The organism is Paenibacillus sp. lzh-N1 (assembly GCF_002872435.1).
Classification (GTDB): Bacteria; Bacillota; Bacilli; order Paenibacillales; family Paenibacillaceae; genus Paenibacillus; species Paenibacillus polymyxa_C.
Genome location: NZ_CP025696.1, coordinates 4,258,661 through 4,274,055, shown reverse-complemented (window position 1 = coordinate 4,274,055; position 15,395 = coordinate 4,258,661). Strand labels below are relative to the sequence as shown.

The window sequence follows — 15,395 nt, the reverse complement described above, 5'->3', positions numbered from 1 at the left end:
AAAATAATTCACTCCCAGCTTTGAATCATTTGAATGTCCTCCTGATGTGTCCCATCAGGTCCCGCCTCACTCTCCAATACGACGGGAATACCTCTTACAGCTTCTTGTTCTGTTATCCAGCGCATGCCCTCAGTACCAATGTAACCTTGCCCCACGCGCGCATGTCTGTCTTTTTTAGAGCCGTACGGGTATTTGGAATCATTCAAATGAACTCCGCACAGTGCTGGCCAATAGCCGAGTCGGTCCCCTTTTTCAAGCAAAGCCTCGTCCATTCCACCGTTCCACAATCCTGCTGCATACGCATGACAAGTATCCAGGCAAAATCCGATGCTGCCAGGATCTCGACACAACTGGCGAATTTGAACCATTTCCTCCAGCGTGGTTCCCATGGGACCGTGATCCCCAGCCTGATTCTCAATTAATATTTTAGCATTTCCCTGCCAGCCTTCCAGCACATCATTCAGACAGTTAATAATATTACGATAGCCCTCCAGCGGGTCAGACGAATGCATATGCCCAAAATGGACAACTATCCCCTTCGATCCACAGGCTTCAGCAATATCCAGATCATTGCGTAATGAAGCAACCATCAGTTCATAAAGTTCCTGACCGCGTTCGCGACCATGAGCTGGATTCACGGGATATGGCGAATGAGCAATAGATTGAAGTTGGTGCTCTGAGCAGTAGGTTTTACAAGCAGCAGCATCTATGGAACTCCATTCCTTCAGCTTGAGACTACGAGGATTTTTCGGAAAATATTGAAATGAACGTCCTCCCTGCTCTCGTGCACGTATAGCAGCTTTGGAAAAGCCACCACGCGTACTCACGTGAGAGCCGATAAGCAATTTAGGCATCATGCTGCTGCACCGGGCAATAAAATGCTTTTTTTCCCGCCAGCTCGACTCTTACAATTTTCCCACCGCTTGGAGATTCTTCTCCTTCACGGTCATATACTCGACACTGATGATCAAAGCCACCTGTTAGCGTGTCTCCCTCCATTAGAGGCATTTCCATATAACCGCCCTCCGCAGTAGCTTCACGAAGTACGGATTGAGTAGCATGATATAGCTTTTCCACTTTTTCTGGAGACTGTACAATATTTTGTACCTTGGAACCCGGTGTAAATCCGGCGATATAAGCAATTTCGTCCGAATAGCAGTTTCCAATCCCCGAAAAAACCTGCTGATTTACCAGTGTTGTTTTCAAAATTCCCCGTCGTCCTTTTAGACGTGCTGTAAAATTCTCCAACGTCATACGACGGTCTAACGGATCTGGTCCCAGGTCTGACAAAGCTTCATCTGTTTCTTTAGCCGTCAGCAAGTGCAGATAACCTAAGCGCAGTCCGATAAAATAAAGCTTCACTCCGCTAAAATCCAATTCGATCTGAATCGTACGGTCTGGACGTTGCTCCTCCGTTCCCAGATACAACAGTCCTCCCAACATTAGATGAAGCACAAGTCGTTTACCCGTGTTTAAATGAAAAATCAAATGCTTACCCCGACGCTCTAAATATACAACGGTTGCACCCAGCAATTGCTTTTTAAAGGTTTCCACTTCAGTATTAATGGACTTTTCGCGGCTAACCGTCACTCCAGTAATCGGAATGTCCAAAATTTGTTTTGACAATAAGATTCTGTAGTTTTCCATTTCAGGAAGTTCCGGCATATCAACATCTTTCCTTTCGTAGCTACATAGCTTTTAATTCTCGCAAATTTCTAAAACATATATTTTTTTATGACTTCAGCTCTTCTTTCATCCATTCCTGCAGTTCGTCCAAATTTTCAAACATCAGGTCAGGTTTCACTCCAACGGCACGAATATGTTCATCCATATTAGCGCGAGTCGTCACGCCTGACAGAATCAAAGCTGTCTTACAACCTGCTGCTGCACCTGCCGCAATATCTGTAAGCATATTATCGCCCACAACCAGAGCTTCATCCGCTCTAATGTTCAAGCGATTCAGTGCATAATTCATTAGCACGCTTGAAGGCTTGCCGATGACGATCGGTTTGACCTGTGAAGCAGCTTCAATGGCAGCTCCAATTGTACCTGCACCTGGTGTAAGTCCGTCATGCGAAGGCAATTGTAGATCCGGATTTGTCAAAATAAATGTGGCTCCCTCACGAATCCAACGCATGGCAGCTGCCAGCGTTTCATATGTAAATTGACGATCTATCCCCTGTACCACATAATCAGGATGGTTCTGAACAAGCTGCAAGCCAGCCCCCGTGAGTGCCTCGCGTAATCCCGTTTCACCAATACAATATACATGAGCTCCAGGGCTTTGCTGTGCAACATATTGTGCAGCTGCTAACGCTGAAGTATATACTTCATGACTAGCTGCTTCAATTCCCATACCAATCAAATGCTCAGCCACCGATTCGGGTGTGCGTGAAGCATTGTTTGTGACATATGCATAAGGGATCTGCTCTGAGCGTAATCGGGAAATGAACAGATCCGCACCCTTGATCATCCGATTACCATGATAAAGGGTTCCATCCAGATCAATTAGTAACGATTTTATCGTAATCCCCTCCCCCACTTCAATTTCATACATCATAACATTGAAAATAATAATTCACCCCATGAATGGTGTTCTCCTTTTTATTTAACCACCTGAATGATTCAGGTCATTAAATAATCGGGCATTTCCACTCATCTCATCTATCTTAAGTCAAAAATGCTCATGAAGTCCATGAATTGCTGGTAAACCATCCAAAATAGCGTCAACCCTCGCTAAAAGCCGTCGCTTCCCCATAGCATAAGATCATTTCTTCGTCGAATTCCATCGAAGATGCTACGTCTTCAAAGAAAATTTCCTGTATTTCCTGGGCATACTCAAGCAACTAAATTCTTTAAATTCGATATATAGAAACTCAAATATGACATGCCTCCATATGTGGTAGAACAATTTCATTCATCCTCATACTGATACGTCTCACCTCTTGTCGCATCCTGCGCTTTCCCGGAAAATAATTTCTAGTGAAAAAGAAAAGCACCGGAGCAAGCCCCGGCACCTAAGCACATACCTTTCTCTCCAATCGTTTATTGACCGATATCAGGTACCGGTAACAACACATGCTGCTCCGCAAGCAATGAATTGGGGAATAGGCTTCGCGCTTCCTCCAGCAAAGGCTGAAGCTGCTCTTGATCTTTATACCTAGAACTAAAATGCGTCATAATTAACTGCCCCGCGCCTGCGGCTTTGGCAGCTTCCGCTGCCTGAAGCGCCGTACTATGATGATACTCGTACGCCGTATCCGCCAGATCATGCAGAAATGTGGCTTCATGAACGACGACAGTTGCATCTCGTGCCAGCACTACTGTATTCGGACAGGGTCTCGTGTCACCTAAAATAGTGACGATCCGCCCTTTTTTAGGTGAACCCAATACATCCTGAGGATTCAGAATAACTCCACCCTCTACTTCCACACTTTCTCCACGCTTTAATTTACCGTACACTGGGCCAGGCTTGATCCCGTATCGCTCCAACAGTTCTTGGTTGAGCTTACCGGGCTTATCCATCTCTACAATTCGGTAGCCATAACTGTCGATCCGATGATCCAGCAAAGCGGATTCCACCCGAAATTGACCATCATCGAACAGGACCCCGCCCGTATGCTCCACAATATGTAGTTGGTAATTGATACGAGATTGGCTGATCCCTAAAGATAGCTCAATATATTGTTGAAGCCCAGGCGGTCCATATACAGTCAGAGGTGCCGTACCCCCCTGATATGCCCTACTCGACAAAAGGCCCGGCAGACCAAAAAGATGATCCCCATGCAAATGAGTGATAAATATTTTTTCAAGTCTGCTCAGCTTGAGCGGCGAACGCAATACTTCCTGTTGAGTGCCTTCACCGCAGTCAAACAACCACATGCTTCTTCGTTCCTCCAGTAAACGAAGAGCAATGGATGTTACATTTCGCTGAATTGTAGGTACCCCTGCATTTGTACCGAGAAAATATAATTCCATGACATTTACCTTCTTCCTGCTGACCAGCAAATACCCTCCGAAGCTCGGAGGGTATTTGCTATCCCATCTGATAAAGGTGTTAAACCTTTTCGACGTTAAAATACTGCGCCTGAGGGTGGCTGAACACCATGGCTGATACTGAAGCCTCCGGTTCCATCATAAACCCTTCTGTTAGCTCAACGCCAATGTCCTCAGGTTTTAACAATTGGAACAACGGTCCCTGATCCTCCAGATCCGGACATGCCGGATAACCAAAGGATACCCGTATACCTTGATATCTAGCGCCGTGCCGCTGTTTCATCGTCATATCGGCTGGGTCCGGGAAGCCCCAGCTATCCCTGATAATATGGTGAAGCCGTTCTGCTAGCCCTTCTGCCACTTCGAGCGCTACCGCTTGAAGTGCGTGTGAGCGCAGATAATCTCCTTTTTCTTTCCACTGGGTAGATAGCTTTTGTATACCATGACCAGCGGTAACAACCATGAAACCTACATAGTCCATAACCCCTGATTCCACAGATTTCAAAAAATCAGCCAGACATAGATAAGGCTCTACCTGCTGACGTGGAAACGTAAATGTGTGCAGTACCTTGCTTACATCCGACGGATCATAGATTAGAATTTGGTTTCCTTGGGACTGAGCCGGGAAGAACCGATACATAGCACTCGCCTGAATAATTCCGTCTGTAACAGCTTCAAACATAATGCTGTCCACGGTTTCCTTCAACTGAATCGCTTTCGAGTCCCTCGAAGCTAGCAGTTGCTCTACATTCCCTTTTAAGCCAAGATGATGTCCCATCAGCATCTGCATATTCACATAAGGCAGAATATAGTTCAGTGGATAGTTACGCAGTACATGGCGATCCGTATCCGGTGGGATATAGACGGGCAAATCCTGAGCAATGTTAGAGCGTACAGCCCGAGTTAACTTAGGGAGCGGCTTGGCCTCCACGACCGTTGCCGCTTCTGCCTCCTGCTCAGCCTTCATGTCCTCGGCCATTTTTTTACGGGACTCAGGGTCCATAAGCTTATTGGCAATATCCAGACCATCCATAGCATCTTTCGCGTAGGCTACCAGTCCATCATATTCAGGGCGAATACGATTTTTAGTAAACTTACGCGTTAAGGCAGCTCCACCAACCATTATTGGAATATCAATGTTCGCATTTTTCAAATCCTGCGCGGTTAGCACCATTTGTTGTGCCGATTTAACAAGCAGACCGGACAGGCCGATCATGTCAGCCTTTTCTTCACGATAAGCCTCAATGATGCGTTCTGGTGGTACTTTTATACCCAGATTTACAATATGGTAACCATTGTTGGATAGAATAATCTCCACCAGATTTTTACCTATATCATGCACATCACCTTTGACCGTAGCCAACAAAATCTTACCTTTTACCGAGGATTCATTTTTCTCCATGAACGGCTCTAAATAAGCCACGGATGCTTTCATTACTTCAGCGCTTTGCAGAACCTCCGCAACAATCAGCTCGTTGTTGTTAAACAGACGTCCTACTTCTTCCATCCCTTTCATTAGCGGTCCGTTAATAATCTCCAGAGAAGAATATTTGGCGAGAGCTTGCTCCAGATCCGGGATCAGTCCCTCTTTACTTCCCTCCACTACATAGGAAGCCAGCCGTTCTTCGAGCGAAAGGTTTGATATCTTCTCTTTTTTCTCCACTTTCTTGTTACGAAAAGCTGCTACAAATGCAGATAAAGTATCGTCATTTGTATTATAGATCAGATCTTCCGCCAATTTCCGTTCATGCTCGGGGATAGATGCATAGCGTTCAAGCTTCTCCGTATTTACAATCGCATAATCCAGTCCAGCTTTGGTGCATTCATACAAATAGACAGAATTGAGCACTTCACGACCCGCTTCCGGTAAACCAAAGGATACGTTACTGATGCCCAATATGGTATGAACCCCAGGAAGGGCTTCTTTAATGATACGTATGCCCTCAATCGTTTCCTTAGCCGAACCGATATATTGCTCATCCCCTGTTCCTACTGGGAATACGAGCGTATCAAAAATGATATCCTCCGCTGCCAGACCGTAACGGTTCACCAACAGATCATAAGAACGTTTAGCTACCTCAAGCTTATCCTCACGCGCAATTGCCTGTCCACGTTCATCAATCGTTCCGACAACAACAGCAGCGCCGTATTTATGAATAATAGGAGCCATTTTCTCAAATTTCTCTTCACCATCCTCCAAATTAATGGAGTTAATAATTGCCTTACCTTGCGAATATTGAAGTGCTTTATCGATAACTTTAATATCCGTGGTATCAATCACCAATGGTACTTTCACCTTGTTTACAACCAGTTTCAAGAACGCTTCCATATCAATCATTTCATCCCGGTCCGGATCTTGCACACAAATATCAATGACATGTGCTCCGCTTTTTACCTGAGCGCGGGCAATTTCAGACGCCTCTTCATATTTGCCTTCTACGATCAAACGCTTGAATTTCCGGGAGCCCAGAACATTTGTTCGCTCACCAACCATATACGGACGATTATCCTGTTCAATATATACTGGTTCAATGCCTGATACGGCAGGAGGATGATGACCTACGAGCTGGCGAGGCTCAAACTGCGCCATACTTTCACTCATTACTCTTATATGCTCTGGTGTAGTACCGCAACAGCCTCCTGCAATATTCAACCAGCCTTTTTCAGCGAAAGCAGCCATTTTACGAGCTAATGAATCCGGCGATTCATGGTATTGACCATTTTCATCGGGCAAGCCCGCATTTGGATAACAACTAATAGCTGCAGAGGACATTTCAGACAAAGAACGAATATGATCACGCATAAACTCTGGACCTGTAGCACAATTCAGTCCAATCGAGATTGGGTTTAAATGTTCGAGTGATATGCAGAAGGATTCGATATTTTGTCCGGCCAACGTTGTTCCCATCGGTTCAATCGTGCCAGAAATCATTAACGGAAGCTCAATCCCTGTCTGCTCAAAAGCCTGACGAATTCCAATGCTGCCTGCCTTAACGTTAAGCGTATCCTGTGAGGTCTCCAACAGAAGAACATCCACCCCGCCTTCAATAAGCGCCAAAGCCTGCTCCTGATAGCTTTCAATCAGCTCTACAAATGTAACACCGCCTGTGACAGACAAGGTTTTCGTGGTTGGACCCATAGCTCCTACAACAAAACGAGGCTTGTCCGCAGTGCTGTATTTATCCACCGCGTTACGTGCCAGTTTGGCCGCCACCAGATTAATTTCACGGGCACGTTCTGGTATATCGTAATCCGCCAAAACGACGGATGTTGCTCCAAATGTATTCGTTTCAATCAGGTCTGCCCCGGCCTCCAAGTATGCTTCATGAATCCCTTGAATGACATCCGGTCTCGTTAAGACCAACATCTCGTTGCAGCCTTCCAACTCTTCTCCACCAAAATCAGCGGGAGAAAGGTCTTCCTGCTGAATCATAGTACCCATAGCCCCATCAAGAAGGAGTATTCTTCGTTGTAACGCATCCTGCAAGCTAACTTTATCCAAAATTTCTTCACCCCCGCAAAACGTTAAATCCTAGTTTAGCAGAAACCGTATCATTTAGATAGATTGAAGTAAAAACATACGTTTTATGCAGGCTATTCTTCTTCATAAACGACTTAGCTGATCTATTTTTGTAGTATGCATCGTTATAGACGAACGTCTTTAAACTGTATCGTTTAGCTATAGTCGTTCCCATATAAATGTTTCAGCCTGTATTGTGCAACTGGATAAGACATGGTATTCTTTATACAACATTAATCCAAGTGGAAAAGAGGGATTTATATATGGCAGAAATTTTTATACGCAATACGAATGAGCGAATTAGTGGTGAAGAACAAGTACGTGAATTTTTGGAGAGCCACCAAGTATTGTATGAACACTGGGATGCTTCCAAGCTGCCAAGGGAGCTGCAAGAAAACTTTACTCTGACAGATGATCAAAAAGCCGCTGTGCTTAAAACATTTGAACCTGAAATCAAGGATTTAGCCGCACGTCGCGGATATAAAATATGGGACGTTATCACCTTATCTGAAGCAACGCCGAAACTGGACGAGCTGCTGGCCAAGTTCGAGCAAATTCACACCCATACCGAGGATGAGATCCGTGCCATTGTTGCTGGTAAAGGCATTTTCATCATTAAAGGCTCTGAAGAGATCGGCTATTTTAATGTAGAGCTTTCACCAGGTGACGTTATTTCCGTACCTGAAAATACACCTCACTTCTTCACTTTAATGGAAAATCAAAAGATCGTCGCAGTCCGCTTGTTCATCGAAGAAAATGGCTGGATTGCCGAACCGTTCGAAGATCCAACATTCACTACAGCATAATTAAGATCTATGGTGTCAATAAGAAAACTCCCTCCGCTCTGTAGCATATCGAGCGAAGGGAGTTTTCTTGATACTTGTTTTAGAAAACTGTAGATTTCTCACTTTAAAGATTGAATAATTCCATGCAACTCAGACAAATGCTTGATTTGGAACTTCGGCTTGATTTCTGTAGTATTGGTTTTAGCGTTCCGATTCACCCACACCGAATGGACACCAGCTGCCAAAGCCCCTTGAATATCAGTCGTCAGCTTATCTCCTACCATTAAAGCTTGTCCAGGTTCAATTCCTAGAAGTCCCAAAGCATGCTGGAATATAGAAGGGTCAGGCTTGCCCCGACCAAAAGAACCTGAAATGACAACATGATCAAAAAAAGGAGCCAATTGAGGAACTCCATCCAGCTTCTCCTGTTGTAGATCAGGGGAACCATTTGTCAGCAATAACAGCTTGTATTGCCCCTTCAATTGTTCCAGAATCTCAAACGTTTCTTCATATACATGTGGACGTGCACGTCTTTCCGAAGCAAATTGGGCAGCTAGCTTTTCCGCCAACTCCTCATTATCTATCCCCAGTTGCTGAAGCCCTCTGCGCCATGATTCCTTACGATAAGCAGGAGCCAACTGTTCCAATTGGCGGAATTCAGGTTGCTCACCTGCTGTAAAATTCGCCCACAGTCCTTCAAACGGATTAATGCCAATCATTTGAGTAAAACTAAAGGTTTCATAGGACTCATACAAAGCGCGCGCTTCCTTGCGTACGGCTTCTTCCAGCGTTTTCGGATCAGCGCCTGTTTCTCGGGAGCCTGTTTGACACGCTGCATCAAATGCCTCTTCTACACTACGTTCATCCCACAGAAGGGTATCATCAAGATCAAACATTATCGCCTGAATCGTCATATGAATTATCCACTCTCTTTCCACTGTATATGTAAGATTGTCTGTTTGGTCACGAATCAGATCGTTATGTGTGCCCATATTAAGCAAGTGGCCGCACCATGTTATATGAAAAAATAACATCATACGGCCTTACTTACAGAGCTACAGGCTAAATCGGTTATTTCTTATCTACCTGTATCTGATTGGATAGTGCAAACTTTTCAAGGCGCTCTGCGATGGCATCCGTATCATAGCGTCCCAGTGATTTTGTAAAAATAAAATTACCGCCCTTCCCTTTTCTTTCAACGGTAACGTAACCCTTTTCAATTTTGATGGCTTTCATGTCCCCTGCCGTCATCGGCCGTTCTCTGCCACCTTTTAACATATAAAGGGTATCTTTTCCCACTTTTAAATAAGGACGGCGAATGAAGAAGATAACAGCCAGCATCAAGTACAAGCCAAATACCAGCCAATCCATTCCCCGCATGCCGGTCTTAGTCAAAAAGTAACTCATAAGCATGTACAATACAGCAAGACCAGCCAGCATGATTGGCACAGTAATATTACGGCCACGGAAAATGTCCATTGCTGAACCTACGCCGTTAATGGTTTGAATGCCTTGTTTCTTGCGCGTTTTATTTAAATGCGCTGTGTTTTTACGTACTTTTCTTTCAAATGATCGGGCCATCTCTCAATTCCCTTCCCAATAAATATTACATTAAAACAACTGCCTTAAAGCTGATCTATATAGATACCAGGAAAGATACCTAAAACAAAGGCAAATGATGCAGGCTTTAGCGACATTAATGCTTCAGCCCGCCATTTCCCTTCGACGTATCATCGTCCACAAATTCAATGGTTTCAAGCTGCTGCCGAAAATTACGGCGAATGTTGCCTAAATAAATTTCCCGAAGGTTGGCGCGCTCTGTGGTTTCCTCTTCTGTCAATCCTTCGGCTTTTGCTTTGCGTGCTAATTCATTAATGCGCTGTACCAAGCTGTCTATATCCAAATTGTGTCCCCTCCATAAAAGCAAAGATATAATACACTTTGACATGTAGAAAAGAGCTTGTCAAGGCTCCCGCATTGCGCTCCTTGACAAGCTCTATAGTCTTATAGATCAGAAGTGTGGAAGCTTAAGCACCTGACCTGCCTGCACTCCCCGATCCTCCAAAGCGTTAATACGCATAATTCCTTCAATATATACCCGTGTATCCATTCGTTCCGGTTTATGATTCACGGCAATCTTCCATAACGTATCTCCAGGTTGTACGGTCAGCTTAATCACCTCTTTATTAGAAACTGAAGGTGCTGCGAAAACCGTAAGTACACCTGCCCCTGCAACCCAAACGATAATTACTAGAATAAGAAGCTTGAGTAAAAGAGTATTGGTAATAACCTGTAACAAACGCACCTTACCCTCTTTTCGAGTCTCCTGTAAATTCTCTAAGTTCATCGGGAAAATACTTTGATAAGTGCTATATTTCATAATTGGCCGCGTCCTCCAAACGTTTGTTCTTATGTTTTTCACAATATAACACGAACGTTTGTTTTGTTCAATAGAAAACAGAACAAAAGTTCGTAAATATTTTTAAGGATTATTTAGAACTTACGTTTGTACGAACGGAGGTTCTATGCTATAATTTTCCCAAACGTTACTAAATGGGGTTGATACGGTATGTCTAAGATTTCGAGCCGCCAGCAGGCCATTCTTGAATTTATCCGCAATGAAGTGCGTCTAAAGGGATACCCCCCTTCTGTACGCGAAATAGGCGAGGCAGTCGGATTGGCCTCCAGTTCTACGGTTCACGGTCATTTGGATCGTTTGGAGAAAAAAGGACTCATTCGCCGCGATCCTACGAAACCACGGGCTATTGAATTACTTGGTCAAGACGAATCGGATAACAGCAACTTGATTAATTACTCCATTAGTCGTGTTCCCGTCGTCGGCAAAGTAACCGCTGGTCTTCCTATTACGGCGACAGAAAATATTGAAGATTACTTTCCTCTTCCCCAACACTTTGTTGGTGAGGATAAAATATTCATGTTATCTGTTGTAGGCGAAAGCATGATTGAAGCTGGTATTGCTAACGGAGACTATGTAATCGTACGTCAGCAGCAGACCGCTGATAACGGAGACATTGTAGTAGCTATGACAGATGAAGACGAGGCTACAGTTAAAACCTTTTACAAAGAAAAAGATCATATCCGGCTTCAACCTGAAAATCCAGCCTTTGAACCGCTTCGCCTGACACACGTCAGCATATTGGGCAAGGTTGTTGGACTCTTCCGGGACTTCCACTGATTTATCGTGCTTTCTTCCCCGTTATACTACCACGAATATAAAACCGGCCGCCTAGGCGAGCCGGTTTTATATTATTATTATGTTTACTATGTGTGTTTCACAACTATTCTTTCCTTTTCAGCAACCTATATTGTCTCTACTATTATATCCCCCCCATTATCCGAAATAGTTCCCCTCTGATCTTGAACTATTTACTTTTATTAGCTAAACAAATGGAAATTTGACTCATGTGAACCTACTGTAGCCTTCCCCTATAACGTAAAGTTGGGAAGGCGAACGCAGGCTAGTATGAGCTTTTTTTGTTAAACATTTAGGAACATAGGTACTAGCTTCTTTTTTGTCTTTAGTAGATTTATGCTGATACATTACTAGCACAATTGACATATGTATATAGCAGACCTAAAGCAAAGGAGTTATGCAGATGATCAGAAATAGAGTTAAAACGTATAAGCATCGCATCGGGAAAAACAGATATCTGGTCGTTAAAGTCTTTCAAGCCGCAGCTGCTAAAACAGGAAGCGGAAATGCACTCGCAACTAACGCATTAAATATCAAAATTTCCAAGCGTAAGCATAAACATCATTAAGATTTAACCGTACCTTCATTTCTTTGAAGGGAGGTGATATTATGAGCAGAAGACACAGCAACCGTGAATTGAGAAGAAGAAGATTAAACATCCGTTCCAATCAAAGAGCCACTGCGCGTGCAAGAGGTAACGCACTGGCTGTTAATCTGTTTAGCGTGAATGATAGACAACGCAGACGTTAATAATTATTTTCAAGCAAAAAGCAGGAAGAATTCTTCCTGCTTTTTTTGTGTTAAATGATCACCAAACTACCAATCCCGCCAGTTATAGCTTCTTCAAACTTGTATCAGCTTAGGTCCCACTTGCCCGCTTTTCTTTATAAATTTTATAAACAAGGCTCTAACAGCTGGACCCATAACCAATAATTGTAATGGATAGGCGGAGTCTTTTTTTATTTTAAAAAATCCCCACTACCTTAGCTGGTCGGCGGGGATTTCGCTTATTTAGAGTATTCACTTACACTACACATTAGGAATTTTCTAGTATTTGATTATAGCTGATCCCGCTTTAGCCCACTCTTTGGATTCTAATTGAATCTATCCATATACTGGTGAGTCAGAGTTGATTTTTTGTTTTATCAGTGAAAGGTTTTCATAGTTGCTGAAACTGTAAAGCGACCCTGTTTTTGGCGCAATTTTTACTGTCAGTATATTTTTTATATTTGGTTCTTCATCAGTACTAGTCCAGACTAATCGATTATAATAATTAGCGTTAAACGGGTTTTCTAAACCACTAATCGAAAATTTCACTCTTTTCCCGACAATAGATACATCTGTATATGCTGTGTCATCTTTAAAAATTACTAATTGAGATGAAACTAATTCTTGATTTAAAGAGTTTGTATAGGTGTCATGAGTAACGCTTGCTGCATCTGCCGAAGCTGATAGCGGGGACAAAACTGAAAATAAGAGAGCAATTGTGAAGTAGTTTTCCTTCCTATTTATCTTCATCCATAAACATACGGCTTATTGATTGTCAAAGTAAGGGGAGCTTTGTCTGACATAAAAAATACACATTCGGGCAGATTACATTGTCCACTTCTACTCTATATTCAAACTGCTTACGAAAGAAATAGAGACCGTTAATCAACGATTGGAGTTACTCTCAATAGAGAAATTATTGTTGTTGGCTATACCATTTCCGAAGTTGATTTATATTTGCTTGGTGATACCGGCTATGATCAGATATGTGCCAGATTCCAATAAATTAATCACAAAATTATAATTCGCTAAGAGATCCTTAAGTGAAATATCCCTGCTTTGCGGAATATTATTATGTTTATCAACCATAGGACCATACTTTTCCTCAAGATATTCAGGAATATCTTCTCCTTTTATTCTGTAAACCCATTTCAAGTCTACATATGACAAATGCCTAATTAACTGGGAAGTGCTGTTATACTTATGATCTGGCCCTTTATAATCTAACTCGCTTTGCTGCATATCTTGAACGATGGATTTTAATCGGTTGTAATTACCCTCCACCATTGAATAAAAGATGCCCACCTGCGGTGTCATAGATTCAGACCCTCTTAGATCAAAAATCATTAAAAAACCTCATTTCATGGGAAGATATAATTTGTCATAACTTTGTACCATCAAAATATTTATATGTATGCTTTAAAACTGAACACTCAGTGACTCATTCGGGGCATAGTGTAACAATTCCTTTAACCAAAAAGCTCTACCAACCATAAGGTTAGTAGAGCCTTTGCATTTAAGAACCTCCAACCTGTACAAGGATCTGAATATGTTGCGTCAGGACGGGAAAAAACAAAAAGCTACTTGCAACGATTAACAGTGTCATTTTTTTCAACATTGTCTAACCACACCTTTTCTGATAGTTTAAAATACTCTTCTCTGGCCTCTGGAGACGCGTATGCTTGGAAATGTGCAAAGAGACCCGTACAGTTTATAAAGTATGTTTCATTGTTTAGTATATGTGCTTTTACCATAGCACATAATAATTGTTTAAAACCATCATTGTACTTCCCCCTGTTTAAATAATAGTAGGCCACTTCGTAACAAAACCATGCAATATAGTCAGGTACCACTTGTTGGGTGTACATATCAGTAGATAGCGGAAGATGGGTAAAGGCATCAATGTCTATCTTAAATCGTGATAGTACATCATCTACATTCAAATTATATCGGTTAGCCGCTATCATAATGTTCAACAACTTTGAGAGTTTTTCATCCTCCACAGTATGTGCTGTTTCAGCTATGTATTCAACATAATCTGCAAGCACACTTGTATCTCCAGATAGGAGTTTATTAACGTAAATATTGCATCGTGCCCAGTCTTGATACATTTCTACCCAATATAGGGTATCATCATCAGTCTCTCTAACCCACTCCAAGTCTGCATAGGCATATGTATATTGTAGAGCTTGTTGATAATCGCCTTGGGCATCACAGACACTTGCACACAACAGGTCAGCATAGGTAATATATACAAACATGGGGCGACTTAAACTATTTTTAGACTCGTCATCCTTTAGTTTCTTCTGTTGATGTTTCAAAGTGTATTGGATTTCCGCTTTAGCTCTCAATTTTCTCGCTATTTCATCAACCTTATCCCATTTACGCAAAGACCTGTACACATTAGCTAAGTCCTTCAATGCATCAAGTTGTTCTATTTCATCTAGGCGCTCGACATAAGGCTCGAAAAGTATGGCTGCCCTAAGATTGCGGCTTTGATCGTCATCAATCTGAATCGTGAAAATCCGATATTGACAGATGGCCAAGCGTTCAGAATGTTGATATTTTTCCACTTCTGCTACACTTTCATAGAGCAATAGGGCAGCATCATATCGTCCCTGCGCTAACAATTCTTCTGCAATGTCAAATAGTTTGGGTGAGTAGAGTAGATTGTCCATGATAGCTCCCACCACTCGACGGATCGCATCCAACTTGTCCAACTCTGCACAGCGATACAAAAATGGTTCGATTCGCCTCATATTAGGGGGAATGTCGATAATATAGTTTTCTACATATAAGTCGTAAAAATAGCCTTCTGGTAAACCCATAGCCTCAGTGATTCTATCAATTTGGTTAACAGACATAGAACTATTTCCTGTTACAATGCCACTTACTATCCCCCTATTAATGCCTGCGATATGCCCGAATTGCGTTAGGTTCAGACCCTCTTGTTTTAGGTATCTATCTAATTCCGCCCGAATCGTAGGTGTATGCTTCATGTCATATCCACCCTTCACATAAAAATTCCAAAATTTTTATATTATTGTTATCTATTTTTCTCTAAAATTGACCATATGTCAATATATTATGCGAATAATGTGAGATTTCATTT

General features: G+C 42.5%; 16 protein-coding genes. 4 read left to right on the top strand and 12 right to left on the bottom strand.

What is annotated here, in order from left to right:
* Positions 1–8: 8 nt before the first annotated feature.
* The 5 genes from C0638_RS19390 to metH form a co-directional block, all read right to left on the bottom strand.
* Positions 9–857 (bottom strand): deoxyribonuclease IV, encoded by an 849-nt coding sequence (locus C0638_RS19390; protein ID WP_014599877.1) that lies wholly within the window; start codon positions 855–857, stop codon positions 9–11.
* Positions 847–1,665 (bottom strand): Fpg/Nei family DNA glycosylase, encoded by an 819-nt coding sequence (locus C0638_RS19385; RefSeq protein ID WP_013371485.1) that lies wholly within the window; start codon positions 1,663–1,665, stop codon positions 847–849. The genes C0638_RS19390 and C0638_RS19385 overlap by 11 nt, the downstream gene beginning before the upstream one ends.
* Before the next feature lie 67 nt (positions 1,666–1,732).
* Entirely contained in the window at positions 1,733–2,560 is an 828-nt protein-coding gene (locus C0638_RS19380; protein ID WP_058712056.1) for a TIGR01457 family HAD-type hydrolase, read from the bottom strand.
* 485 nt (positions 2,561–3,045) lie between these two features.
* Positions 3,046–3,978 carry a ribonuclease Z gene (gene rnz / locus C0638_RS19375; protein ID WP_040103578.1) on the bottom strand — a complete coding sequence of 311 codons (933 nt, stop codon included), beginning with the start codon at positions 3,976–3,978 and terminating at the stop codon, positions 3,046–3,048.
* A gap of 79 nt (positions 3,979–4,057) precedes the next feature.
* Positions 4,058–7,498 (bottom strand): methionine synthase, encoded by a 3,441-nt coding sequence (gene metH, locus C0638_RS19370; RefSeq protein ID WP_040103577.1) that lies wholly within the window; start codon positions 7,496–7,498, stop codon positions 4,058–4,060.
* A 281-nt stretch (positions 7,499–7,779) separates the two neighbouring features.
* On the opposite strand from metH, the gene C0638_RS19365 reads away from it, so the two are divergent.
* A complete protein-coding gene (locus C0638_RS19365; protein WP_013371490.1) occupies positions 7,780–8,322 on the top strand; it encodes a 1,2-dihydroxy-3-keto-5-methylthiopentene dioxygenase in 543 nt (180 codons plus the stop codon).
* Positions 8,323–8,420: 98 nt separating this feature from the next.
* Here the strand turns inward: C0638_RS19365 and C0638_RS19360 are convergent, their stop codons facing one another.
* The 4 genes from C0638_RS19360 to C0638_RS19345 all read right to left on the bottom strand — a co-directional run bounded on the left by C0638_RS19360 (position 8,421) and on the right by C0638_RS19345 (position 10,681).
* The gene (locus tag C0638_RS19360; RefSeq protein WP_173364600.1) at positions 8,421–9,215 is read right to left on the bottom strand and encodes an HAD family hydrolase; all 795 of its coding nucleotides are present in this window, start codon (positions 9,213–9,215) and stop codon (positions 8,421–8,423) included.
* A 157-nt stretch (positions 9,216–9,372) separates the two neighbouring features.
* Positions 9,373–9,882 carry a hypothetical protein gene (locus C0638_RS19355; RefSeq protein ID WP_058712055.1) on the bottom strand — a complete coding sequence of 170 codons (510 nt, stop codon included), beginning with the start codon at positions 9,880–9,882 and terminating at the stop codon, positions 9,373–9,375.
* Between the two features lie 115 nt (positions 9,883–9,997).
* Positions 9,998–10,204: a DUF896 domain-containing protein gene (locus tag C0638_RS19350; RefSeq protein WP_016821948.1), complete on the bottom strand. Its 207-nt coding sequence runs from the start codon at positions 10,202–10,204 to the stop codon at positions 9,998–10,000.
* Positions 10,205–10,312: 108 nt separating this feature from the next.
* Positions 10,313–10,681 (bottom strand): LysM peptidoglycan-binding domain-containing protein, encoded by a 369-nt coding sequence (locus tag C0638_RS19345; RefSeq protein ID WP_013371494.1) that lies wholly within the window; start codon positions 10,679–10,681, stop codon positions 10,313–10,315.
* 189 nt (positions 10,682–10,870) lie between these two features.
* On the opposite strand from C0638_RS19345, the gene lexA reads away from it, so the two are divergent.
* From lexA to C0638_RS25435, 3 genes are all read left to right on the top strand, one after another.
* A complete protein-coding gene (gene lexA, locus C0638_RS19340) occupies positions 10,871–11,497 on the top strand; it encodes a transcriptional repressor LexA (RefSeq protein ID WP_013310545.1) in 627 nt (208 codons plus the stop codon).
* Between the two features lie 421 nt (positions 11,498–11,918).
* Positions 11,919–12,083, top strand: a complete 165-nt coding sequence (locus C0638_RS25440) for a hypothetical protein (RefSeq protein ID WP_016821950.1) — start codon at positions 11,919–11,921, stop codon at positions 12,081–12,083.
* Between the two features lie 41 nt (positions 12,084–12,124).
* A complete protein-coding gene (locus C0638_RS25435; protein WP_167347010.1) occupies positions 12,125–12,265 on the top strand; it encodes a hypothetical protein in 141 nt (46 codons plus the stop codon).
* 354 nt (positions 12,266–12,619) lie between these two features.
* Here C0638_RS25435 and C0638_RS19335 read toward each other — a convergent pair whose 3' ends face one another.
* From C0638_RS19335 to C0638_RS19325, 3 genes are all read right to left on the bottom strand, one after another.
* Entirely contained in the window at positions 12,620–13,033 is a 414-nt protein-coding gene (locus tag C0638_RS19335) for a hypothetical protein (RefSeq protein WP_081275986.1), read from the bottom strand.
* Positions 13,034–13,234: 201 nt separating this feature from the next.
* A complete protein-coding gene (locus C0638_RS19330) occupies positions 13,235–13,600 on the bottom strand; it encodes a DinB family protein (protein ID WP_324910927.1) in 366 nt (121 codons plus the stop codon).
* Positions 13,601–13,863: 263 nt separating this feature from the next.
* Positions 13,864–15,282 (bottom strand): helix-turn-helix transcriptional regulator, encoded by a 1,419-nt coding sequence (locus tag C0638_RS19325; RefSeq protein ID WP_102163706.1) that lies wholly within the window; start codon positions 15,280–15,282, stop codon positions 13,864–13,866.
* Between the last annotated feature and the right edge of the window lie 113 nt (positions 15,283–15,395).